The sequence below is a fragment of the Rhizobium bangladeshense genome, assembly GCF_001662075.1.
Taxonomy (GTDB): Bacteria; Pseudomonadota; Alphaproteobacteria; order Rhizobiales; family Rhizobiaceae; genus Rhizobium; species Rhizobium bangladeshense_B.
The window spans coordinates 13,643-35,256 of record NZ_LYPL01000018.1; the positions used below are offsets into that span (position 1 = coordinate 13,643).

Sequence of the window (21,614 nt, forward strand, 5' to 3'; positions counted from 1 at the left end):
TCGAGACAATCCTTCCTGTTCGTGAGGTGGGTGGGCGGCGCTTAGCGCTCGATGACGAGATCGCTGAGCGGCTTGGAGCAGCATGGCAGGAAGAAACCGGCGTCGATTTCCCGCTGGCGGATCCCGCCATTATGGTCCATCTCCACCGAGCCGGAGACAAGCTTCGACTTGCAGGTCCCGCAGACGCCGTTCGAGCAGGAGGAGGGCAGGCGGACGCTGCCTTTCTTTGCCGCTGAAAGCACGGTCTGGTCTGCGGGGACTTCCAACGTCTTGTTCTGTTTCGAAAATTCGACCTGGAAAGTCCTCGTCGCCGGCTGTGCTTCGACGTCGAGGCCTGGTTCGTCAATGACCGCGGCGTCGAAGCTCTCTTCGATATAGTTTTCTGCCGGGAGGCCGAGAGCAGCCGTGATCGAACGAGCGGCTGCCATGAACGGCGCGGGACCGCAGCACATGACGACACGTTCGGCGATGTCGGGAACGGCAAGCTTGAGGAATTCCGGCGAGATCCGGCCGGTCAGCCCTGGCCATGATAATTCGCCGGCGACCGTCTCGGGAAGAAACTGGAGACGCAGTCCCTTCATCCTCATTGCGAGCCCCGAAAGGTCATGGCGAAAGATCAGATCGGCAGGCGTTCTCGCTGCGTGCAGGAAGACGATGTCCGACGCTTCGTAGCGGTCCGCCAGGTCACGTGTGATCGACATGACAGGCGTGATGCCCGAGCCTCCGGAGAGCAGCAGAAGCTTGATCTTCTCGCCCTTGGGCCGGATGAAATGACCAAGCGGTCCCTGACCCTTGACGGTCATGCCTGGTGCCATATGGTCGTGGAGCCAGTTCGATATTCTGCCGCCGGGCACGCGCTTGACCGTCACCGTAAAGGTGTTGCTTCGATGGGGCGACGACGAGATGCTGTAGCACCGCGCCTCGCCATCCGAACCCATCGGGAAGTCGAACAGAAAGTACTGGCCGGCATCGAAGTGGAAATGCTTGCCTTCGGGCGACGCGAACGTGAAGCTTTTGACGTCATGCGTCTCCTGATGGACGTCGAGACAGACGAGGGTCTCGTCAGTCTCCGGATCCCAGACCTGCTGCGCGCTCTGACCTAGGCGCATGGATGTCAGATCAATACCCATGAGCGCGCATCCGGTCGATGTACCAGGTGGCGAACTTGTCGAGGTTCGTCTCGGAGAAGCGGGAATAGGGCCCCGGCTGATAGGCGGGATCGAGAGCGCCGGCATGGGAGCGGGCGACGAGGTCGGCGTCCTGATCCGTCGTTGCGACCCAGACATCCGTCAGCTTGTCGAGGTCGTAATCGACCCCTTCGACGGCGTCCTTGTGGACCAGCCACTTGGTCCTGACCAGCGTCTTGCCGGCCGAAAGCGGGATGACGGTCGCCACGACAGCATGGTCGCCCATGAAATGGTTCCAGCTGTTATGGCCCCAGAGATGCGTGTCGCCGAGATCCTTGCGGGTCATCTGCCCGAGGAGCTTGGAAGAGGCGGCGGTGGCGTCATGGGTCTGAGATTCGCCGGCGCCGGCGATGATCAGCCGCTGCGTGCGGAAGTTCGTGGCGCAGTCGGCGAGCTGCTCGATGGCGGCGGATGGGAAGCCATCGGCTTCCCATGCCTGAGTGCGTTCCTCGTAGAGCCGGAAATGCTCCTCGGCTTGTTCGCAGTCTTCGGGGCTCAGCGTTTCGGGATCGAAGCCGAAGTCGAGATCGACGAAGGAGACGCAGAGCTCTGGATGGTTCGCGGAGCAATGATAGCACTCGCGATTGTTCTCCATCGTCAGCTTCCAGTTGCCGTCCTCGATGACGTCGGTCTGGTGGGCGATCTTGGCATTGCGGATGTCGTAGGGTGCGAGGCGCTCGACCATCGCCTGCTCGAGAGCGGAAATGTCCTCGGGCGGATTGTCGGACAGGCAGACGTAAATCAAGCCGCCGATTGATTTGAAGGTAACCGGCTTCAGACCGTGACAGTCCTTGTCGAAATCCTTGCCCATATGGGGGGCATAGCTAAGCTCGCCCGTCAGCTCATAGGTCCAGGTGTGATAGGGACAGACGAGCTTCGAAACGATCGTCTTGCCCGGGTTGAGAAGACGGGAGCCGCGATGGCGGCAGACATTGTGCAGCACGCGGATTTCGCCGTCGTCGTCGCGCAGGAGGATCAGGCTTGTCTTGCCGATGTCGACGACGGTGGCGTCGCCGGGCTCCGGAACATCGCAGTCGAGGCCGACGCAGATCCAGTGCTTGTGGAAGAAGACATCGATGTCCGCTTCGAACACGTCTTCGCGGATGTAGAGCCCGGCCGGCAGCGAATGGCCGTCCGGGCGGGAGTCGAGAAGCGCCGAAATGGAAGAAGGAAGCCTGTTTAGCATGAGAACTCCTTATGTGATAGTTTCCCCAGATTGCTCTCGCAGCGCAGGGCTTTCAACGGCATAAAAAATCAGCTTCGCATAAGTTTTTGTCATGCGAATAGGAGTCTCGTGATGCAATTTCGAAGACGGCTGCCGTCACTGACGGCGCTGGTGACGCTGGAAGCGGTGTTGCGCAGGAAGAGTTTCACCCTGGCGGCGACAGAGCTCGGCGTCACTCAGGCGGCCGTCAGCCGGCAGATTGCATCGCTGGAGGAGGAGCTCGACCAGCCGCTGTTCCTGCGCAAGCACCGGGCGATCGAGCCGACGCCGGCCTGCGTCAGCCTCGGCGCGACACTGGCGAAGAGTTTCGCCGATATCGCCGAGAGCGTGGAAGCAATCCAGTCGCGCAGCCAGGACGTGGTGACGATCGGCGCGACCGTCGCGTTCTCTTCTTTCTGGCTGCTGCCGCGGCTGGCCGAATTCCGCCGGGCCAATCCCGGCATTCTGGTGCGGGTGATATCCCAGGATAACCCGATCACTCTGGACGACGGGGAGATCGACGTGGCGATCCGATACGGCGTGCCGCCCTTCAGCGATGGAACCGTCATCGCCTCGCGCGGCGACGTCGTCTGCCCCGTCTGCTCTCCCGACCACCTCCGACGCCGGGGAAGTGGCCCGCTCGGCCCCGCCGACGAATTCATCGAAACGGATGTTCTCGATCGCTCCTGGTATGGCTGGGCGCAATGGGTGTCGCTGACCGGCGGCGATGTCGAGATCAAGCCGTCGCTTCGCTTCAACCATTACACCGAAAGCATCGGGGCTGCGCGCGCGGGGCAGGGGATCGCTCTTGGTTGGCGCATGCTGATCGGCACCTTCCTGGAGGACGGAACCCTGGTGCCCGTCTCGGAAACCGAACTTGCCGCCGAAGGCCGCTACAACGTGATCGTGCCGATCAAAGCCAAGCGCAGCAATGCGCGCGATCTCGCCGCCGCCTGGCTGACGGCATCGTTGCACGGTTGATCAGAGGCCGAGGCCTGGGATCGCCGTTCGATGTACGCCCTTCGGGACGAAGGCGAACTGATCCGCCAGGCCGAGGAAGTCGGCCGCCAGGTGAATGACCGAAAGCCACATTTCCGTTCCCTGCAGGCTCGGCTCGCCGCCGTCGGCGAATGGGAAACCTTCGCCATCCCGCCATCTGTTGAGCGCTCGCGAGATGAGCCTGCGGGCGATCGCCTCGCCATCGGTGCGCCGGTAATCGGTCTGTCGGGCGATCAGCGTGAGCGGATGGATCGTATCGAGCAGGTTGCAGGCATTGTATTTCTCGGCAACGAAGCCCTTGTGGTTGTGGTAATTGAGATGAACCGTTTCGAGCGAGGCGTGCGAGTGCGGAAGCGGCATGCCGAACTGCGCGTAGGTGCCGCGCGTCAGGCGATAAAATCCGTTCACCGGCTGGAGCCATCCCTCCAGTGCCGTCGGCTCGCCCCAGAGGCCGGAGACGCTGTTGGCATTGCGGCTCAGCCACTCGAAGAGCGCCTGCCGCGGTCCTTTGATACCGAAATACCTTGCGTTGAAATACATCGCGGTTCCGATGGCATCGACGACGCTGCCGGAGTACCATGCCCGGCTCGACCAGGGCAGGGCGCTCAGCCATTGCTCCAGCTCCTGTGCATTGATCTGAACCGCCTGGATCGGGTGCCGTGGCCCGGAGCCGAGCAGCTCGAGCACATAGCCGACCGAAAGCACATTGTAGAGCGCCTTCGGATCTTCTCTTAACGCCCGGTCCTGCAAACGTGAATGCGCTTCCGGGAAAAGGCCGGTCTCCCGATCTTGAAGACCCTGAAGACGCTCGACGGTCTGCGACGGATCGAGCCCGGGCGGCAGATGCCCGAAGCCGGCAGCGATCTCGATGGCATCGCAGAGATGCCGGATCGCCGGCCGCCTGATCCCGTCGGCTTCCAGCGATTCATAGCCGTCAGGTGCTTTCCAGCGCGCAAGGATATCAGGCCATTGCTCTCTCGCCTTCTGCCCAAGCCTGACCAGCCGATCCTCGATCTCTCCTATCCCGGATTTCCTCGCCGGTGCGCCCCGGCTCCGCAGCACCTTTGCCGGTACGCCGCCGGCAATCGCAAGCGCAGGAATATCTTGCGTGACGACCGCCCCGGCCGCAATGACGGCGCCGTTGCCGATCGTGACGCCATCGAGGATCACGCAATTGGCGCCGATCCAGACATCGTCGCCGATCACAATGCCAATGCTGACGACGCCCTGGCGATGGATGGGCCGATCGGGATCGTCGAATCCGTGATTGAAGCCGACGATCGAGGCATGCGAGGCAATCCTGACCCCATTGCCGCACGTCACCTTGCCGGAAACGCAGGCATAGGGATTGATCGAGCAATCCTCACCGAGGATCACATCGCCCCGCACCAGCGCATGCCCCGCAATCCAGGATCGTTCGCCCACCGCCAGGCTCTCGGTGAAGATCGCAGCATCTTCGGCGATGTAGGAAGTCTCGGCCAATTCGGCACCACATGCTCGGCGGAGTTCTGCCTTGCGGGCGAGATGAGCGGGATGATCGAGATCCACTGCTGCGCGCTCCCAGGGAAGAAATCTAAGCCGGCGTGCTTCCCTTTGTTCGGTTGCCGATAACGGAGCGCTGTTGGCTTGGTCCATCTTGATCCTCGTTCTCAGATTCAGCCGCCGAATATCGGTTTAGCAGGACTGTCGGCAGCCGTCTTCCTTCACGAAAGACTCGAGTCGAACTTGTCCCAGCCTTCCTTGATCGTCTCCATCGCGACGTTGGTCGAGGTGTTGGCAACATGGGGCAGCGTCGAGATGCGTTCGCCGAGGACGCGGCGGTAGCGGCCGATGTCGCGGGTGCGGATCTTCAGGAGATAGTCGAACCGGCCGGCGATCATGTGGCACTCTTCGACTTCCCGGATTTTCTTGATGGCCTCGTTGAAGCTTTTCAGCGCATCCTCGCGCGTGTCGGAAAGCTTCACCTCGACAAAGGCGATGTGGTCGAGCTGCATTTTCGATGGATTGAGGACGGCCTTGAAGCCTTCGATATAACCGTCGCTGATCAGCCGCTTGAAGCGAATCTGGCACGGCGTCTTCGACAATCCGACCCGCGCGGCGAGATCGGTGATCGATAGCCTGCCGTCCTCGGCGAGCGCGGCGAGGATCTTTCTGTCGAATTGGTCTAATTCACTAAAGAAATCGGTTTCTGCAGCCATCTGAACTCTCGTGAACGAATTAATAAGTTCATACAGCCTGAGAATGGCCAAAATCAAGTAAGATCGCGATTTGTGCCTGTGATAGGTTATGTGCCGGCAATGGAGGAACGCGTCCAACCGGCCGGCAGCTTGCCGGGACCGCTATCGGCGCCGAACGCAAAATGGGGAGTGACATGCACAAGAAAGAGACGGGTGAGGATCAAAAGCCGGATCTGCTCGTTCACTATCGACCACTGGCGATAAAAGCCGTGGCGGCGGCATTCACCCTTAAGCGCGACAAGCCGGATGCGCGCCCGCTCCGCGAGACGGAATATTCCGGCCCGATTTTCACGGACGATGCCACCTGTGATGATGAGCCCGGTGTTCCATTTATCCGTTAGACGAAACTTTCACTGATCAGGGATTTCCCATGTTGAACGCAGCGATCGACCCCGCATCCTCCAAAGAACCTGCCGGCGGCGTGCCGTTCGCCGCTTTTGCGCCGCCGATCCGGCCGCAATCGGAACTTCGCCAGGCGATCACTGCGGCCTATCGCCGTCCGGAAACCGAATGCCTGCCGCCCCTCGTTGCGGCCGCGCGCGTTTCCGAGGCCAAACGCTATGACATCCGCAGTACCGCTCGCACGCTGATCGAAGCTTTGCGCGCCAAGCACAAGGGCACCGGCGTCGAAGGGCTGGTGCAGGAATATTCGCTTTCCAGCCAGGAAGGCGTGGCGCTCATGTGCCTTGCCGAAGCGCTGTTGCGCATTCCCGATACCGACACCCGCGACGCGCTGATCCGCGACAAGATCGCTGAGGGCAACTGGACGTCCCATATCGGCGGCGGGAAATCCATGTTCGTCAACGCCGCCACCTGGGGCCTCGTCGTCACCGGCAAGCTGACGTCGACGGTCAACGCCCGCAGCCTGTCGGCAGCGCTGACGCGGCTGATCGCGCGGGCCGGCGAACCGGTGATCCGCCGCGGCGTCGACATGGCGATGCGCATGATGGGCGAGCAGTTCGTCACCGGTGAGACGATCGAGGAGGCGCTGAAGCGCGCCCGGCCGCTCGAAGCGCGCGGCTTCCGCTATTCCTACGACATGCTGGGCGAGGCCGCGACGACGGCCGCCGACGCCGAGCGTTATTTCAAGGACTATGAAAAGGCGATCCACGCCATCGGCAAGGCCTCGAACGGGCGCGGCATCTATGACGGCCCTGGCATTTCAATCAAGCTTTCGGCGCTGCACCCCCGCTATGTCAGGGCGCAGGCAGGTCGTGTGATGGGAGAATTGCTGCCCAAGGTCAAGGCGCTCGCCGTGCTCGCCAAGACCTATGATATCGGCCTCAACATCGATGCCGAGGAGGCCGACCGGCTGGAGCTTTCGCTCGATCTGCTCGAGGAGCTCTGCTTCGCGCCGGAGCTTGCCGGATGGAGCGGGCTTGGCTTCGTCGTGCAGGCCTATGGCAAACGCTGCCCCTTCGTGCTCGATTACATTATCGATCTCGCCCGCCGCTCCGGGCGCCGGATGATGGTCCGTCTGGTCAAGGGGGCCTATTGGGACGCAGAGATCAAGCGTGCCCAGCTGGATGGCCTCAACGACTATCCGGTCTATACCCGCAAGATCTACACCGACGTCGCCTATATCGCTTGCGCGCGCAAGCTGCTCGGTGCGCCGGATGCGGTTTTCCCGCAGTTCGCGACCCACAATGCGCAGACGCTGGCGACGATCTATCATCTCGCCGGTCCCGATTTCGCTGTCGGCAAATACGAGTTCCAGTGCCTGCACGGCATGGGCGAACCGCTCTATGACGAGGTCGTCGGCAAGGAAAAGCTCGACCGGCCCTGCCGCATCTATGCGCCAGTCGGAACCCATGAGACGTTGCTCGCCTATCTGGTGCGCCGCCTCCTCGAGAACGGCGCCAACTCCTCCTTCGTGCACCGCATCTCCGATCCGAACGTTTCGGTCGAGGCGCTGATCGCCGATCCCGCCGAGACCGTTGCGGCCATGCCTGTCGTCGGTGCTCCTCATGTACAGATCGCTGCGCCGAAGGCGCTCTACGGCCATGCCCGCGCCAATTCGGACGGGCTCGATCTCTCGAACGAGGCGACGCTGACGGATCTGGCGCAGGCGCTCGCCTCCACGGCCGCGAGCCCGTGGCATACGCTTCCGATCCTCGCCGACGGTTCCACGGATGGGGTGACGCGCGATGTTCTCAATCCTGCCGATCACCGCGACGTCGTCGGCACGGTCACCGAAGTGAAGGTCGAAGACGCGGCCCGTATCGTTGCGATGGCGGCCGACTATGCACCGCAATGGGCGGCCGTGCCGCCGGCCGAACGGGCGGCCTGCCTGGAGCGGGCGGCCGATATCATGCAGGCCCGCATCAAGACCCTGATGGGCATCGTCATGCGCGAGGCCGGCAAATCGGCGGCAAACGCCGTCGGCGAAGTGCGTGAGGCGATCGACTTCCTACGCTATTACGCCGAACAGGCGCGAAAGACCCTCGGGCCGTCCCACGCGCCGCTTGGGCCGATCGTCTGCATCAGCCCGTGGAATTTCCCGCTGGCGATCTTCACCGGACAGGTGGCCGCCGCGCTGGTGGCCGGCAATCCCGTGCTGGCCAAGCCCGCCGGCGTGACGCCGATCATCGCCTCGGAGAGTGTCAAGATTCTCCACGAGGCGGGCGTGCCGGTCGGCGCTCTGCAATTCGTGCCCGGCAGCGGCCGGCTCGGCGCCGGCATGGTCGGGGCTCCTGAGACCGCCGGCGTCATGTTTACCGGCTCGACCGAGGTCGCCCGCATGATCCAGGCGCAGTTGGCCGAACGGCTGTCGTCGACCGGCAAACCGATCCCGCTGATCGCCGAAACCGGTGGTCAGAACGGCATGATCGTCGACTCCTCGGCATTGGCCGAACAGGTCGTGGCCGACGTTATTGCGTCTGCTTTCGACAGCGCCGGCCAGCGGTGCTCGGCTCTTCGGGTTCTGTGCCTTCAGGACGATATCGCCGACAGGACGCTTGCCATGTTGAAGGGCGCCTTCCGCGAACTAACGGTCGGACGTACCGATCGCCTGAGCGTCGATGTCGGGCCCGTCATCAATGACGGCGCGAAGTCGGAGATCGATCAGCATATCGAGCAGATGCGCGGCGCAGGCTGCAAAGTGGAGCAGTTGAAGCTGCCCGCAAGTGCTGCGGCGGGCACCTTCGTTCCGCCGACGATCATCGAGATCAAGTCGCTGTCGGATCTGACCAAGGAGGTCTTCGGACCGGTCCTGCATGTCTACCGCTTCAAGAGAAACGGGCTCGACCGCCTGATCGACGACATCAATGCCTCGGGTTACGGCCTCACATTCGGACTTCACACGCGGCTTGACGAAACCATCGCGCATGTGACGAGCCGCATCAAGGCCGGCAACCTCTACGTCAACCGCAACATTATCGGCGCCGTCGTCGGTGTCCAGCCGTTCGGCGGCCGCGGCCTGTCGGGAACGGGTCCGAAGGCAGGCGGCCCGCTCTATATCGGCCGCCTGGTGCAGCGCGCCCCGGTGCCGCCGCAGCAGGATTCGGTTCATACGGACCTTGCCCTGCGCGACTACATCGTCTGGCTCGACAAGAAGGGCTTGTCGGGCGAAGGGGAGGCGGCGCGTGGTTATGCCGGCCGCTCGGCGCTTGGGCTCGAACGCGAACTCACCGGCCCGGTCGGCGAGCGCAATCTTTACGCGCTGCATCCGCGCGGCCGCATTCTGCTAGTGCCGCAGACGCAGAGTGGACTCTACCGCCAGATCGCCGCAGCGCTTGCAACGGGCAATCATGTCGCGGTGGATGCCGGTTCCCTCTCGAAATCGCTGCTCGCTGATTTGCCGGCTGCAGTCGGGAGCCGGCTTTCCTGGACCTCGGATTGGGAGAAGGACGGGCCATTCTCCGGCGCGCTGGTGGAAGGCGATCGCGACAGGGTTCTTGCCGTCAATAAGAAAATCGCCTCGCTACCCGGTCCGCTGCTGCTGGTCCAGGCTGCGACAACCGACGAGCTTGCGAGCGATCCCGAGGCCTATTGCCTCAACTGGCTGCTGGAGGAGGTGTCGACCTCGATCAACACTGCGGCTGCGGGCGGCAATGCAAGCCTCATGGCCATCGGCTAAGCAACGCGTCTTCCTCGAGCCGGAGAAAACGGCGGTCCTGCATGAGCTGCATGACCGTCGGCATTCCTTTGGCCGTTTTGGCCGCGTCCGCAGCTGTCCGGATAGAAGTCAGGCAGCCCGGTTGATAGTCATGCCGCCGCGCGCCATCCGTCGCGGATATGGCGGTAGCCTTCACGATAGACCGACTCCGGTGTCTCGGAGAAGTCGCGCCAGACCTTTGTCGCTGCGGCAAGCTCCTTGAGCGCCCGACCGAAGGCCTCGATTGTCAGCCATCCGTCGTAGCCGCTCGCGCGCAGGGCCCTGAAGGTTTCGGCCCAGGGAATGTTGCCACGGCCTGGTACGCCGCGGTCGTTCTCCGAAATGTGGACATGCACGATGCGGTCACTGTTTCGCGTGAAGGCGCCGATGGGATCGGCTTCTTCGATATTGCTGTGGAATGTATCGTACATGGCGCGGATATTCGGATGTCCGATTGCGTCGATATGTGCCGCAAGGTCATCCATCGTGTTGAACAGGTAACATTCGAAGCGGTTGAGCGCCTCAAGTCCGATGGTGACGCCGTGCTTTGCTGCATGATCGCCGATCGCCAGTTGTGAGGAAACTGAGCGCTTGAGTTCCGCCGCGCTCGGCCCGCTCCCCGAAAATTTTCCCAGCGTCGAGTGTAGCGGCCCGCTCAGCATTGTTGCGCCGAGCGCATCGCTGCAGTCGATTGCCCATTTCACGTAGTCGATGCCGCGCTTGCGGGTTGCGGCGTCGGGGGCGATCAGATTCATCGCGGGGTCGCCAATGGCGGAAACGGCGGTCCGTTCCAGGCCGATCCGGTCGAGCAAGGACCCGAGCCGCCGGTAGTTGTCGGGTGTGCCCGAAAAGACCGGAATTTCGACGCCATCAAACCCCGTCTCCTTGATGTCGCGTAACAGTGCCTCGTGTTTTCGGCCGACACTTGTCGTCCAGAGGAACATGCACATGCCGATCTTCATTTTTCCTCCCCTCGGCCTCGCGGCCAATACCCGTCAGCGGCTTTACTTAATCTGGTCATACCAAATGCACAATCGTGGTCAAGCCAGTTGATCCGCCGTGCTGAACGTCGAATTCGCACGTATCCGTGAAAATGAAGCGAAAACATCCGCGCCGCTTGGAAATCTAAGCAATTCAGGCTCGTCTTGCAGAGGCTCTGGAATTAGGTTAGATCTTTCAGACAACAAAAATTGGCCAAACCAGATTGCCAGGTAAACAAGCTGGTCAGGACAAGGGGATGTTTCGACGCCAAGTGGCTGTCGAGCGTGGCCGCAACAGTCTAGGAGGACCCCATGCATCTTTCGACACACAACTGGATGCGGGCCGAACCGCTCGCCGTCACGCTGAAGCGCATCAAGAAATACGGCTACGAGAGCATCGAGATTTCCGGCGAGCCGGCTCAGTACGACGTCAAGGAGACGCGTGCGCTGCTGAAGGAGCACGGCATCCGCTGCTGGGGCGCCGTTACGCTGACCCTCGGCGAGCGAAATCTTGCTGCCAGGGATGAAGGCCAGCGCGCCAGGTCAGTGGACTATGTCAAGAGCGTCATCACCATGGTCAGCGAACTCGAGGGCGAGATCCTCACGCTCGTGCCGGCGACGGTCGGCAAGGTCGTGCCGGATGGGACCGAGGAGGAAGAGTGGAGATGGGTGGTTGACGCCACCAGGGAGTGTTTTGCCCATGCTCAGAAGAGGGGCGTGCGCATTGCCGTTGAGCCGCTCAACCGTTTCGAGACCTATTTCTTCAACCGTGCCGCCCAGGCGCTGGCGCTCGCCGATGCCGTTAACCCCGAATGCGGGGTCTGCCTGGATGCCTTCCACCTGAACATCGAGGAGGAAGACGTGTATGAGGCGATCCGGCTTGCCGGTAAGCGCCTGTTCGATTTTCACATCGCCGATAACAATCGTTTCGCCGCCGGCCTCGGCCACCTCGACTGGCCGAAGATCATCGGCACGCTGAAGGAGATCGGTTACGACGGTGCCGTCACCAACGAATTCGTCGCTCCGGTTGACCGGACGCCGGCCACCAAATATCCGGACATGGTCGAGCGCAACCCCGTCGACATCCCCCCGGAGCAGCTGAAATTTATCCAGGACCACGGCTCGAGCCTCCTCACTGAGAAATTCTACGACGATCAGATGCGGATTACCGCCGAGACGATCCTGCCGCTGATCAAGTAACGAACGGAAGACATATGCCCGCGGCCAGCGGCCCGCGGGCCGTGAGGAGCGGGGATCCGGGACATGCGTATCAAAACCGTCGAGGCCTGGTGGGTCAAGATTCCCATCGAGGCGAGCCGTCAGCACCGCAGCGACTTCGGCCGGCTGACGACTTTCGATGCTGCGATCCTGCGTATCGAAACGAACGACGGCATCGTGGGTTGGGGAGAGGGTAAGAATGCCGCAGGCAGTGCGGGCACCTACGGCACGCTGGTACACATGATCAATCAAGAGGTAGGGCCAAAGCTCATCGGCCGCGATCCTGGCGACATCTCCACCATATGGGAGATGCTCTATAACGGCGTACGCCACGAGACGGCGGCGAGTTCGGGCCACGCCATGCCCGAGATCGCTCGGCGCGGCCTTTCCGTCGCGGCGATCAGCGCGGTCGACATCGCACTCTGGGACATTCTCGGCAAATCGCTCGGCGTCCCAGTCTGGAAGCTGCTGGGTGGCCGCAAGGCAGATAGGTTGCCAGCCTATGCCTCCGGCGGTTGGGAGAGCGCGGAGAAGATCGGCGAGCAACTCCGGTCCTATATCGCGGCCGGCGGTTTCAAGTCAGTCAAGATGCGGGTCGGCGCGATGGATCGTGCGCCGCATGTCTCGGCAGCGCGCGTGCGGGCGGCTCGCAAAGCGGTCGGCCCCGACGTCGACTTGATGGTCGACGCGCACGGCACCTATACTGTTGCCGAAGCGAAGCGGTTCATCCAGATGGTTGCCGATTGCGACCTCGCCTGGTTCGAGGAGCCGGTGATAGCCGATGACAAGCCTGGCCTGGCGGAGGTGCGCGCGGCCGGGAATGTGCCGATCGCTGCCGGCGAGAGCGAGGCGACGCGTTTTGCCTTCCGAGATCTTGCCATGCTTCGGGCCGCCGACATATTTCAGCCCGATCCGGCCTTCTGTGGCGGCATTACGGAGGCGATGCGCATCAGTTCGCTCGCCAGCGCATTCAACCTCCGTTTCGCCCCGCATCTTTGGGCCGGTGCGCCGTGCTTCTTCTCCGGCCTGCACTTGTGCGCGGCCTCCCCGGCAAGCTTCGTCATCGAATACTCGCTCGGCGCAAATCCGATGATCCATGACCTTGTCGAGGATTCTGTGTCTGTAAAGGACGGTATGATAGAGATCCCGGACAGACCTGGTCTGGGTTTCACAATCAATCAGCGGGTCCTGGAGACTCATGCGCAAAGACACTGACGATGAAAGAAAACTCCCTCCTCTCCGATCTCGCGGCACATCTTTTCTCAAACTCGAGCGACAACGGCCGCACGCCATCGGAGCGCGAGCTTGCGGAGCACTTCAGCGTCAGCCGCGGCCAGATTCGTGAGGCGCTGGCCATTCTGGAGGCTATGCGCATCGTCGAGCGCCGAGCCAAGTCGGGCATCTACCTGACGACGACGGAGGCGAGCGTGGAGGCAATGGCACTTTTTGCCCGCGCCGGTGTTCCGCTTGATCCCATCCTGATCTACGAGACCGTGGAGCTTCGCAAGATCCATGAGATCAAGGCCGCCGAACTCGCCTGTAATCGGGCGACGGAGGAAAATTACCAGCGCTTGCGCGATATCCTGGCCGCGTCCGAGGAGAAGCTTGCCGCGGGCGAGGGGCTGGCACGCGAGGACCGGGATTTCCATCTGGAGATCGTGCGAGCCACCAAGAATAGCGTCTTTTATCGGGTGTGCAGCGTCTATTACGTCATGGGCGAGCACCGGCTGCCGATCTATTTTGCCGATGCCGCCCGCAGCCGGCGCTCGCATGAGGAGCATATCCGCATCTACGAGGCGCTGCTTGCCCGAGACGGCAACCTCGCCCAGGCGCTGATGAGCGCGCATCTTCAAGGTGCCGAAAGCTATTGGAAGGGTCTCATCGGCGGTCCAGGCGGCAGCCGGATAGGCGTAACCGGCGGGAAGGGCCGATGAGCTTCATCTTTTCCACACATCCCCTGCATCCCGCGGCCGAGGCCATGCTTCAGGCTGCAGGTGATCTGCGCGTGGCTTCCGCGCCGGATCCAGAAACCCTGCTGCGAGAAGGCCGCGGCGCGGGCATTATTGTCGTGCGCGCGCCGATCCCGCCGGCCTTCTTCGAGGATGCGCCGGCGCTTCGGGCGGCGATCCGCCATGGCGCCGGCCTCGACATGGTGCCGATGGAGGCGGCGACCCGTGCCGGCGTGCTGGTCGCCAACGTGCCTGCTGTCAACGCGTCGACCGTCGCCGAGCACGTCATCCTGGTGACACTGGCCCTGCTGCGTCGCTTTCGCCAGATGGACCGGGAACTGCGCCAGGACGGCTGGGCGGCGGGCCGCGTCCAGTCGGATGCGGCCGTCGATCTCGGCGGCCGCACCATGGGTATCGTCGGTATGGGCAATGTTGGCAAGGCGATCTTCAAGATCGCGAAGTTCGGCTTTGGCCTGCAGGTGGTCGCGACGAGCCGGTCGCCCGAAAGCGTGCCGGAGGGCGCGCGCTTTCTGTCGATCGATGAGCTTGTCGCGCTGGCCGACATCGTCGTGCTCTGCTGCCCGCTGACGCCGGAGACGACTGGCTTGCTCAATGCCGGGCGCATTGGTCGCATGAAGCCCGCGGCCATCCTGGTCAACGTCTCACGCGGTCTCGTCGTCGATGACGCGGCGCTGATCCAGGCGCTGCGCGATGGCCGCATCGGCGGAGCCGCGCTCGACGTCTTCGCAACGCAGCCGCTGCCACTCGACCACCCCTATTTCGGCTTTGCCAACGTTATTGTCACTCCGCACCTGGCTGGTCTGACGGAAGAGAGCATGATGCGCATGGGAACAGGCGCGGCGAGCGAAGCGCTGCGCGTCATCAAAGGCGACTTGCCCGTCAATTTGCGTAATCCCGAAGTGGTAGAGCACTACCGCCGGCGCTTTCCGGCATAGCGGGCCATCCGATGGAAGCTTGGCTGTTTGCTGTGCCGCCGAGAGCATCGGCATTTTTCTGGCGGATCAGCTTAGCCGGCGTGCCGCAGGCTTACCCCGCTTCCGGCGTCAAACAGCACGACCTTTTCCGGATTCCACGAAAAGCGAACCGTGTCCTCGATACGAAGTACCGTTTGCGTCGGCACGGTCGCGTGGATGAACTTCTCGCCGGTGCGTAGCGTCACAATCTTTTCGACGCCATGGTTCTCCACGTCGTGTACCCGCGCTTCCCCTGGCGCGCCGCTGTCGAGGAAGATGTCCTCCGGACGGATGCCGAAGGTGAGCGGGCGACCGTCCGCCGCGATCGCGTGGCGGTTGCCCAACGGCAGCCGGTAGCCCTCGCTGGCCACTGCCTCGCCGCCGGCAAGCGTACCGGTGATCAGGTTCATCGGCGGTGAACCGACGGCGCGCGCGACGAAGGTGTTGACCGGGTTCCGGTAGATCTCCTGCGGTGTGCCTGTCTGCACCAATTGGCCGTTGTTCAGGACGCCGATCTTGTCGCCCATCGACATGGCCTCTATCTGGTCATGGGTGACGAAGAGGAAGGTCGCGCCGAGGTTCATCTGCAGGTTCTTCAACTCCGTGCGGAGTGCTTCGCGAAGCTTCGCGTCCAGCGCCGAAAGCGGTTCGTCCATCAGGAACACCCGCGGCTTGCGCACGATCGCCCGGCCGATCGATACGCGCTGCATCTCGCCTCCCGACAGCCGATCCGTCTTGCGGTCGAGGAGATGCTCGATACGCAGGGTCTTCGCCACTCGTGCGACTCGCTCCTGGATTTCCTGGGGCTCAATGCGGCGGATACGGGATTTCAATGGAAATTCCAGGTTCTCCCGAACCGTATAACGCGGGTAAAGCGAGTATTGCTGCAGCACCAGCGCTACGTCCCGCTCGGCGGCGCCCCAGTCGGCGACGTCGTGCCCGTCGATGAAGATCTGGCCTGCCGTCGGCTTCTCAAGACCGGCAATCAGGCGCAGCGTCGTCGTCTTGCCGGCGCCGGTCTGCCCGAGCAGCACGAAGAACTCGCCGTCGGCGATGTCGATGTTCAGGTTTTTAAGTGCTGTGTGGGTGCCGAAAGTCTTGGTGATGCCCTTGAGTTCGATATGCGCCATCAGAGTCTGATCCCAAGCGATGAACCGGTTGTCGTGTTGAAGAAATGCGCCTGGGCGGGGTCGATGCGGGCCCAGACGGCTTCGCCAGGACCGGGCACGAAACCGCTCTTGGTGCGTGCCCTGATCATTTGCTGGCCGACCTTCAGGTCCACGATATCGTGCGAACCGAGCGGCTCGATAATATGCGCCTCGACCGGAACGAAGCCCTCACGCGCCTCCCGCGAAACGACCACGCCCTCCGGCCGAACGCCGAGTGTCAGCTGCCCGTTCGCGGCCCTCGCCTCAGAGAGACGGTTGGCGAGAACCGCGGGGAACTCGAAGCCCGTTGGCCCATCGCCGACCTGGACGCTCGTGTGGCCGCCCGTTTCACTGACGGTTGCCGGCGCCATGTTCATGACGGGGCTTCCGACAAACTGCGCCACGAACATGTTGGCGGGTTGCCCGTAAACCTCTTCCGGCGTGCCGACCTGCTGAAGGATGCCCTCGTGCATGATGACGATGCGGTCGGCGAGCGACATGGCCTCCACCTGGTCATGCGTCACGTAGATGGTGGTGGAACCCTGCTTGATATGCAGACGCTTGATTTCCGCCCTCATCTCCTCTCGCAGTTTCGCGTCCAGCGCACCGATCGGCTCATCCATCAGCATGGCCTTTGGGCGTCGCACCAGCGCGCGGCCGATTGCGACACGTTGCATGTCCCCACCTGACAGCGCCGATGGCTTGCGGGCCAGCAAATCGGTAATGCGCAGCACGGCGGCGATCTCCCGGACCGCCCTATCGACATCGGCGCGGCTCATCCGGGTGGCGCGGAGCGGGAAGGCGATGTTTTCGTAGACCGTCATGTGCGGATAGAGCGAGAAGGACTGGAACACCATGGCGATGTCCCGCCCGGATGCCTTGATATGCTGCACCGGCCGGCCATCGATCAGGATGTCGCCGTCGTCGATCGTCTCCAGACCCGCGATGGCCCGCAACGTCGTCGTCTTGCCGCAGCCCGATTGTCCGAGCAGCACGATGAACTCGTTGTCGGCGATGGCGAGATTGAGGTCTTTGATGACCTGGACCGCCCCGAAATACTTCTGGATGGCGCGTAGTTCGATCTGCGTCATGTATCGCTGCCTTCGTCTCGTTGCGCATCCTGGGGGATTTTGCTCGTCACCATGAAGGCGATCAGTCCGACAAGCGTCATCGTCATGCCGTAGCGGTGCAGAAACAGGTTCCAGGGCTGGCAGAGCGCGATGATGCCCAAGATCATCAGATACTGCGAACCGGGTTCGAGATATTTCTGGTTGAAGGCGCGAAAGGTCATTTGCGGATCGCTCCGAAGCTCATGCCGCGCAGGAGATGGTTCCTGAGCAGGAAGGTAAAGATGGCGACCGGTAGCAGGAACAGGAAGGTACCTGCCGCGATGACCGTCCAATCCGGCAGTCCGGAGCCGACCTGGCTCGGGATGAAGGGTGGAGCGGTTTGCGCCCGCCGGTTCGTCATGATCAGTGCAAATGCATATTCGTTCCAGGCCGTGATGAAGCAGAAGACGGCTGTCGCGGCTATGCCGGTCGCCGCTTCCGGAATGACGATCTTGAAGAAGGCCTCCATCCGCGTGTAGCCGTCGACGAGGGCGGCCTCCTCGTATTCCTTCGGGATCTCGTCGATGAAACCCTTCATCAGCCAAACGGAGAAGGAAAGGTTGAAGGCCGTGTAGAGTATGATCAGGCCCCAGTGCGTGTCGTTGAGGCCTACGACGCGGTACATGAGGAACATCGGGATCGCCACGACAACGGGCGGAAGCATGCGCGTCGACAGGATGAAGAAGAGAAGGTCTGCCTCCCCCTTCACTCTGAAGCGCGAGAAGCCGTAGGCGGTGAAGGTACCCATGCCGACTGCCAGCACGGTGGAGGTAATGGCGACGATCAGCGAGTTCATGAAGCGGTTCGGATAGCCGGATGGCTGCACCTCGCCGCGGCCGGAGCGGACGATCTTCTCACCGCCGTCGAACACCATCCGCTCCCACCAGGGGGCGGCGGCATATTCTTCGGGCGTCGGCACTCCGCGCAGCTGCGAGCGCTTGGTGAAGAGCTTCACCAAGGGTGAGAGTTCCGGCTCAAAGAGCACTGTCGGCGGTATGGTTGTGGCGAGGTTGCGCGGCTTGAAGGCCGTGGAGGTGATCCAGTAGATCGGCGCCAGGAAGATCAGCGTAATGACGAGTACGGCGGCGATTGCGACCCGGTTCAGCGCGCGTTCGGAGCGGGTTTGGACGGCCGCCATCTCAGCGCTCCTTCACTTTGTTAAGGTACTTGACGTAAATGTTGGTGATGGCGAGGATCATGATGAGCACGATGTAGGCGAGTGCGCAGGAGCGCCCCGTCTGCCATTCCTGGAAGGCCATCTTATAGAGCCGAATGGAGATTACTTCCGTCGTCGGCTGGCTGGTCAGGATGTAGGCGAGGTCGAAGGTTTTGAAGGCTTCCATTGTACGGAAAATGATTGCGATCATCAGGATCGGCGCCACCAGCGGCAGCGTGATGCGGAAGAAAGTATAGAACGGTCCTGCCCGGTCGATCGCCGCTGCCTCGTAAAGGTGCTTTGGCACGGCCGAAAGGCCGGCGAGCGACAGCAGCATCACGAAGGGCGACCACATCCAGATGTCCGTGATGGCGACCGCATAGAGCGCCACATCCGGATTCGACAGCCACTCGAAGGAGCCGAGGCCGAGCGTGTAGTTGATGATGCCAAAGGAGGGATCGTAGAGCAGCTTCCAGAAGAGGCCGACCACTGCCATCGACAGCATCATCGGCAGCAGCAGCAGTGTCGTCAGAAGACCCTTCAGCGGAATATCGCGGTTGAGCAGCATCGCCGTGCCGAAGCCGACGATCACCTGCCCCGTCACCGAGACGATCACATATTTCGCGGTGATGGCAAAATTCGACCATATGAACGGATCATTGAGCAGCTCGCGATAGTTCTGCAGGCCGACGAAATTGGCCGGCGCGTTCGATGAGGCGCGAAAGTCGGTGAAGGAATAGCCGAGCGAATAGATCAGCGGAAAGATGTTGAAGACGATCAGGAACAGGATCGTCGGGATGATGAACAGGTTGCGAATGCGGATGTCGCTCATGCCGCGCGACGCGGCACGCGAGTTCGTGTCCAGCGATGTCATGACTGCGGTGGCCAATCCTCTCCTCCTCCGAGAGTTCGGCGCCGGATGCCGGAAGGCATCACGATGCGCGAAGTGAATGCCGGGCGCCGCGCCCTCTCGAACCGCGCCCTTCGGCGCGAGATGCAGAATGAAATGGGAGGGGCGGCGGAGCCCCTCCGCTGATCGCGTTTTGCTACTTGTTACGTCCGTATTTCTTGAACGTCGCGTTCCAGTCAGCCGCCAGAGCGTCGAGCGCTTCCTTCGCCGAGCCTTGGCCGGCGGTGACGAAGGGATAAATGCGCTGGTTCATCTGGATCAGCAGTTCGGCATATTCAGGCGTTGCCCAGAAGTCCTTCACCTTGAACATGGTCTCGTAGAAGGCCTTGTTATACGGTGTCGCGTTCTGAAATTCCGGGGATTCAAGCACCTTGGCGCTTGCCGTGTAGCCACCGAGTTCGGCCCAGCGCTTCTGGGTCTCGTCCTTGATGAACCATTCGAGGAATTTCATCGCCTCTTCCTGGTTGTTTGAATAGGAGATGACCGATATGCCCTGGCCACCGAGCGCTGCGAACTGCTCGCCATTCGGGCCTGCCGGGTTGGCAAAGAAGCCGGTAACCTTGGCGTTCGGGTTCGACGCCTCGTTCACCAGAGCAGGGAAGAAGGCGAAATAGTTCATGCTCATCGCCGCCAGGTTCTCGGTAATCGCCTGGTTGTTCTCGACGAAGAAGGACTTGGCCCAGCCCGGAGGCGTAAAGCCGTAAAGCTCGCGATACAATTCGAGCGCTTTGACGTTCTTCTCAGAGTTGATGATGCCGTCAACCTTGTAGGTCTGGTAGTCGCCGAGTTCTCCTCCGAACGAGAAGATTGCGTTCTCGACACCCATGACGAGACCGTCATAAGAATTGTCGGTGTAGATAGCTATTCCGTAGCGCTTCTGATCTGGGCGATGGAAGAACTCGGCGATGTCGCGCATCTGGGCCCATGTCTTCGGCGGGGCGAGGTCGTAACCGTATTTCGCCTTGAACGCCTCCATCTCCTTGGGATCTTCGAACCAGTCCTTGCGGTAGGACCAGCCGACGGCGTCACCTTCTGCAGGAACTGACCAGTACTTCTTCGAGTTCGCCGGATACTCGGAGTAGTATTTCACCGTCGCCGGAGCCATCACCTGGGTCAGATTGTGCTTGGTGAAAAATTCCGTGAGATCGACGTAGTGTCCAGCTTCTGACGCAGCCCCGATCCACTGGCTGTCGCCGACGACCATGTCATAGGCTGAGCCCTTTGCGTTGAATTCGGTGAAGGCCTTGGTCTGAAAGTCGGACCATGGTGTCGTCTCGACAGTGACCTTGACGCCGGTTTCAGCCTCGTATTCGTTGGCAAGTTCCTGAAGGTAATTTGCCGGGTCCCACTCGGCCCAGAAAATCGTCAGTTCCTGGGCCTGTGCGGACGTTCCGCAGGCCCACATCAATCCGACACCGGCGACGAGACCGGTCATTGTTTTGCGCATAACGTTTCCTCCCATTTATGCACGCTTCCCGCGTCGTCGCGGGCCTCCCGATCTGGCTTCTTGATCCTCCTGGGTGGTTTTCGTGCCGGGGTCCTCCCCGACCCCTAGCGCGTTTCAGATCTCAAGCCTGAATATTATATCCCTGATCTGGTAGTACCAAACGCCATTATCGTCAAGGGCGGCCCTTGGAGAGCTTCATCAACGGCATGTCTTCCAGAATTCTGGACATTTTCCCGCGATTTGCGGCTCCATTGATGCAGCCCTGTCGGGCGTCTCACTTTTCGCATCGCCAATGACGACCACGAACATGTCTTCATCTGGTCGAACCAGTTGACGGGCTTCCATATCATCCTTTGCTCTCAGCCTGACGTAACGCGCTGTCAACGAGCGCCTTGGCAGCCCACTCGGCAACAGACTGGGCGCTTTCAGAGGTCAGGCCCCAGATATCCTTCAGAACGATCAGCACCTCGACGCCGAAAACAAGCGAAAGCGCCTGCGCAAGGCGTTCCCGGGACTCCGGCGGCACGGCGCCCTGCAGGGGGGCCGTCACGGACTTCAGCAGGTCGACCCGGTGGCCGCGCGTGAACAGCGGCTCGTTGCCGAGCGTTCCCGCCTGGCGCTGCGCCCACTGGTCCAGCGAAAGTTTCAGCGCGGCCTTGAAAGTGGCCTCGAACTCGTCGATGCGCGGCATCGCGGTCGCCAAAAGGTCGGCGACGCGGGTGCGTGCATCCGGACTGTCGGACGACCAGCCGAGTATCGGTCCCAGAGCTTCATCGACCACGGCATGCACGAGCGCGGCCTGACTCGGAAAGTAGCGGTAGGCCGTCGCGCGCGACACTTCGGCGGCCTCGGCCACTTCGCTTACCGACGGAGTAATGCCCGACTGCATGAGTCGCGTTGCTGTTTCGAGCATCAGTTTTCGCGTGCGGGCACGTGGGCCTCGCTCGGTCCTCGCTGTTTCGCTCTGTTGACGTGAGACATCCATATCTTTATGATACGC

General features: G+C 61.9%; 19 protein-coding genes. 7 read left to right on the forward strand and 12 right to left on the reverse strand.

The window, feature by feature from the left end; genetic code table 11:
* Nucleotides 1-41 precede the first annotated feature (41 nt).
* Together A7X77_RS26980 and A7X77_RS26985 are read right to left on the reverse strand one after the other, a co-directional pair.
* Nucleotides 42-1,130 (reverse strand): hybrid-cluster NAD(P)-dependent oxidoreductase, encoded by a 1,089-nt coding sequence (locus A7X77_RS26980; RefSeq protein WP_064685910.1) that lies wholly within the window; start codon nucleotides 1,128-1,130, stop codon nucleotides 42-44.
* Entirely contained in the window at nucleotides 1,120-2,373 is a 1,254-nt protein-coding gene (locus A7X77_RS26985) for an aromatic ring-hydroxylating oxygenase subunit alpha (RefSeq protein WP_064685911.1), read from the reverse strand. Before A7X77_RS26985 ends, A7X77_RS26980 begins: the two co-directional genes overlap by 11 nt.
* A gap of 111 nt (nucleotides 2,374-2,484) precedes the next feature.
* On the opposite strand from A7X77_RS26985, the gene A7X77_RS26990 reads away from it, so the two are divergent.
* Nucleotides 2,485-3,372: a LysR substrate-binding domain-containing protein gene (locus tag A7X77_RS26990; RefSeq protein WP_064685912.1), complete on the forward strand. Its 888-nt coding sequence runs from the start codon at nucleotides 2,485-2,487 to the stop codon at nucleotides 3,370-3,372.
* Here A7X77_RS26990 and A7X77_RS26995 read toward each other — a convergent pair whose 3' ends face one another.
* Nucleotides 3,373-5,025 carry an acyltransferase gene (locus A7X77_RS26995; RefSeq protein ID WP_064685913.1) on the reverse strand — a complete coding sequence of 551 codons (1,653 nt, stop codon included), beginning with the start codon at nucleotides 5,023-5,025 and terminating at the stop codon, nucleotides 3,373-3,375.
* 68 nt (nucleotides 5,026-5,093) lie between these two features.
* The gene (locus A7X77_RS27000; RefSeq protein WP_064685914.1) at nucleotides 5,094-5,588 is read right to left on the reverse strand and encodes an Lrp/AsnC family transcriptional regulator; all 495 of its coding nucleotides are present in this window, start codon (nucleotides 5,586-5,588) and stop codon (nucleotides 5,094-5,096) included.
* Between the two features lie 173 nt (nucleotides 5,589-5,761).
* Between A7X77_RS27000 and A7X77_RS27005 the strand changes: the two genes are divergently transcribed.
* The gene (locus tag A7X77_RS27005; protein WP_064685915.1) at nucleotides 5,762-5,968 is read left to right on the forward strand and encodes a hypothetical protein; all 207 of its coding nucleotides are present in this window, start codon (nucleotides 5,762-5,764) and stop codon (nucleotides 5,966-5,968) included.
* A 29-nt stretch (nucleotides 5,969-5,997) separates the two neighbouring features.
* Nucleotides 5,998-9,705, forward strand: a complete 3,708-nt coding sequence (gene putA / locus A7X77_RS27010) for a trifunctional transcriptional regulator/proline dehydrogenase/L-glutamate gamma-semialdehyde dehydrogenase (RefSeq protein ID WP_064685916.1) — start codon at nucleotides 5,998-6,000, stop codon at nucleotides 9,703-9,705.
* Between the two features lie 128 nt (nucleotides 9,706-9,833).
* Here putA and A7X77_RS27015 read toward each other — a convergent pair whose 3' ends face one another.
* Nucleotides 9,834-10,685 (reverse strand): sugar phosphate isomerase/epimerase family protein, encoded by an 852-nt coding sequence (locus tag A7X77_RS27015; protein ID WP_064685917.1) that lies wholly within the window; start codon nucleotides 10,683-10,685, stop codon nucleotides 9,834-9,836.
* Between the two features lie 330 nt (nucleotides 10,686-11,015).
* Between A7X77_RS27015 and A7X77_RS27020 the strand changes: the two genes are divergently transcribed.
* From A7X77_RS27020 to A7X77_RS27035, 4 genes are all read left to right on the forward strand, one after another.
* Nucleotides 11,016-11,903: a sugar phosphate isomerase/epimerase family protein gene (locus A7X77_RS27020; RefSeq protein ID WP_064685918.1), complete on the forward strand. Its 888-nt coding sequence runs from the start codon at nucleotides 11,016-11,018 to the stop codon at nucleotides 11,901-11,903.
* 63 nt (nucleotides 11,904-11,966) lie between these two features.
* Nucleotides 11,967-13,136 carry a mandelate racemase/muconate lactonizing enzyme family protein gene (locus A7X77_RS27025; protein WP_064685919.1) on the forward strand — a complete coding sequence of 390 codons (1,170 nt, stop codon included), beginning with the start codon at nucleotides 11,967-11,969 and terminating at the stop codon, nucleotides 13,134-13,136.
* 2 nt (nucleotides 13,137-13,138) lie between these two features.
* Nucleotides 13,139-13,855 carry a FadR/GntR family transcriptional regulator gene (locus A7X77_RS27030; protein ID WP_156668164.1) on the forward strand — a complete coding sequence of 239 codons (717 nt, stop codon included), beginning with the start codon at nucleotides 13,139-13,141 and terminating at the stop codon, nucleotides 13,853-13,855.
* A complete protein-coding gene (locus A7X77_RS27035) occupies nucleotides 13,852-14,826 on the forward strand; it encodes an NAD(P)-dependent oxidoreductase (protein WP_064685921.1) in 975 nt (324 codons plus the stop codon). Before A7X77_RS27030 ends, A7X77_RS27035 begins: the two co-directional genes overlap by 4 nt.
* Nucleotides 14,827-14,897: 71 nt before the next feature.
* Here the strand turns inward: A7X77_RS27035 and A7X77_RS27040 are convergent, their stop codons facing one another.
* The 7 genes from A7X77_RS27040 to A7X77_RS27070 all read right to left on the reverse strand — a co-directional run bounded on the left by A7X77_RS27040 (nucleotide 14,898) and on the right by A7X77_RS27070 (nucleotide 21,599).
* Nucleotides 14,898-15,974, reverse strand: a complete 1,077-nt coding sequence (locus tag A7X77_RS27040) for an ABC transporter ATP-binding protein (RefSeq protein ID WP_064685922.1) — start codon at nucleotides 15,972-15,974, stop codon at nucleotides 14,898-14,900.
* A complete protein-coding gene (locus tag A7X77_RS27045; protein ID WP_064685923.1) occupies nucleotides 15,974-17,083 on the reverse strand; it encodes an ABC transporter ATP-binding protein in 1,110 nt (369 codons plus the stop codon). The genes A7X77_RS27040 and A7X77_RS27045 overlap by 1 nt, the downstream gene beginning before the upstream one ends.
* Nucleotides 17,080-17,283: a hypothetical protein gene (locus A7X77_RS27050; RefSeq protein WP_064685924.1), complete on the reverse strand. Its 204-nt coding sequence runs from the start codon at nucleotides 17,281-17,283 to the stop codon at nucleotides 17,080-17,082. Before A7X77_RS27050 ends, A7X77_RS27045 begins: the two co-directional genes overlap by 4 nt.
* Entirely contained in the window at nucleotides 17,280-18,239 is a 960-nt protein-coding gene (locus A7X77_RS27055) for a carbohydrate ABC transporter permease (RefSeq protein WP_064685925.1), read from the reverse strand. Before A7X77_RS27055 ends, A7X77_RS27050 begins: the two co-directional genes overlap by 4 nt.
* Nucleotide 18,240: 1 nt before the next feature.
* Nucleotides 18,241-19,146, reverse strand: coding sequence for a carbohydrate ABC transporter permease (locus A7X77_RS27060; protein WP_064685926.1), 906 nt, complete (start codon nucleotides 19,144-19,146; stop codon nucleotides 18,241-18,243).
* A gap of 157 nt (nucleotides 19,147-19,303) precedes the next feature.
* A complete protein-coding gene (locus A7X77_RS27065; protein ID WP_064685927.1) occupies nucleotides 19,304-20,614 on the reverse strand; it encodes an ABC transporter substrate-binding protein in 1,311 nt (436 codons plus the stop codon).
* A 346-nt stretch (nucleotides 20,615-20,960) separates the two neighbouring features.
* A complete protein-coding gene (locus A7X77_RS27070; RefSeq protein ID WP_064685928.1) occupies nucleotides 20,961-21,599 on the reverse strand; it encodes a TetR/AcrR family transcriptional regulator in 639 nt (212 codons plus the stop codon).
* Nucleotides 21,600-21,614: the final 15 nt, after the last annotated feature.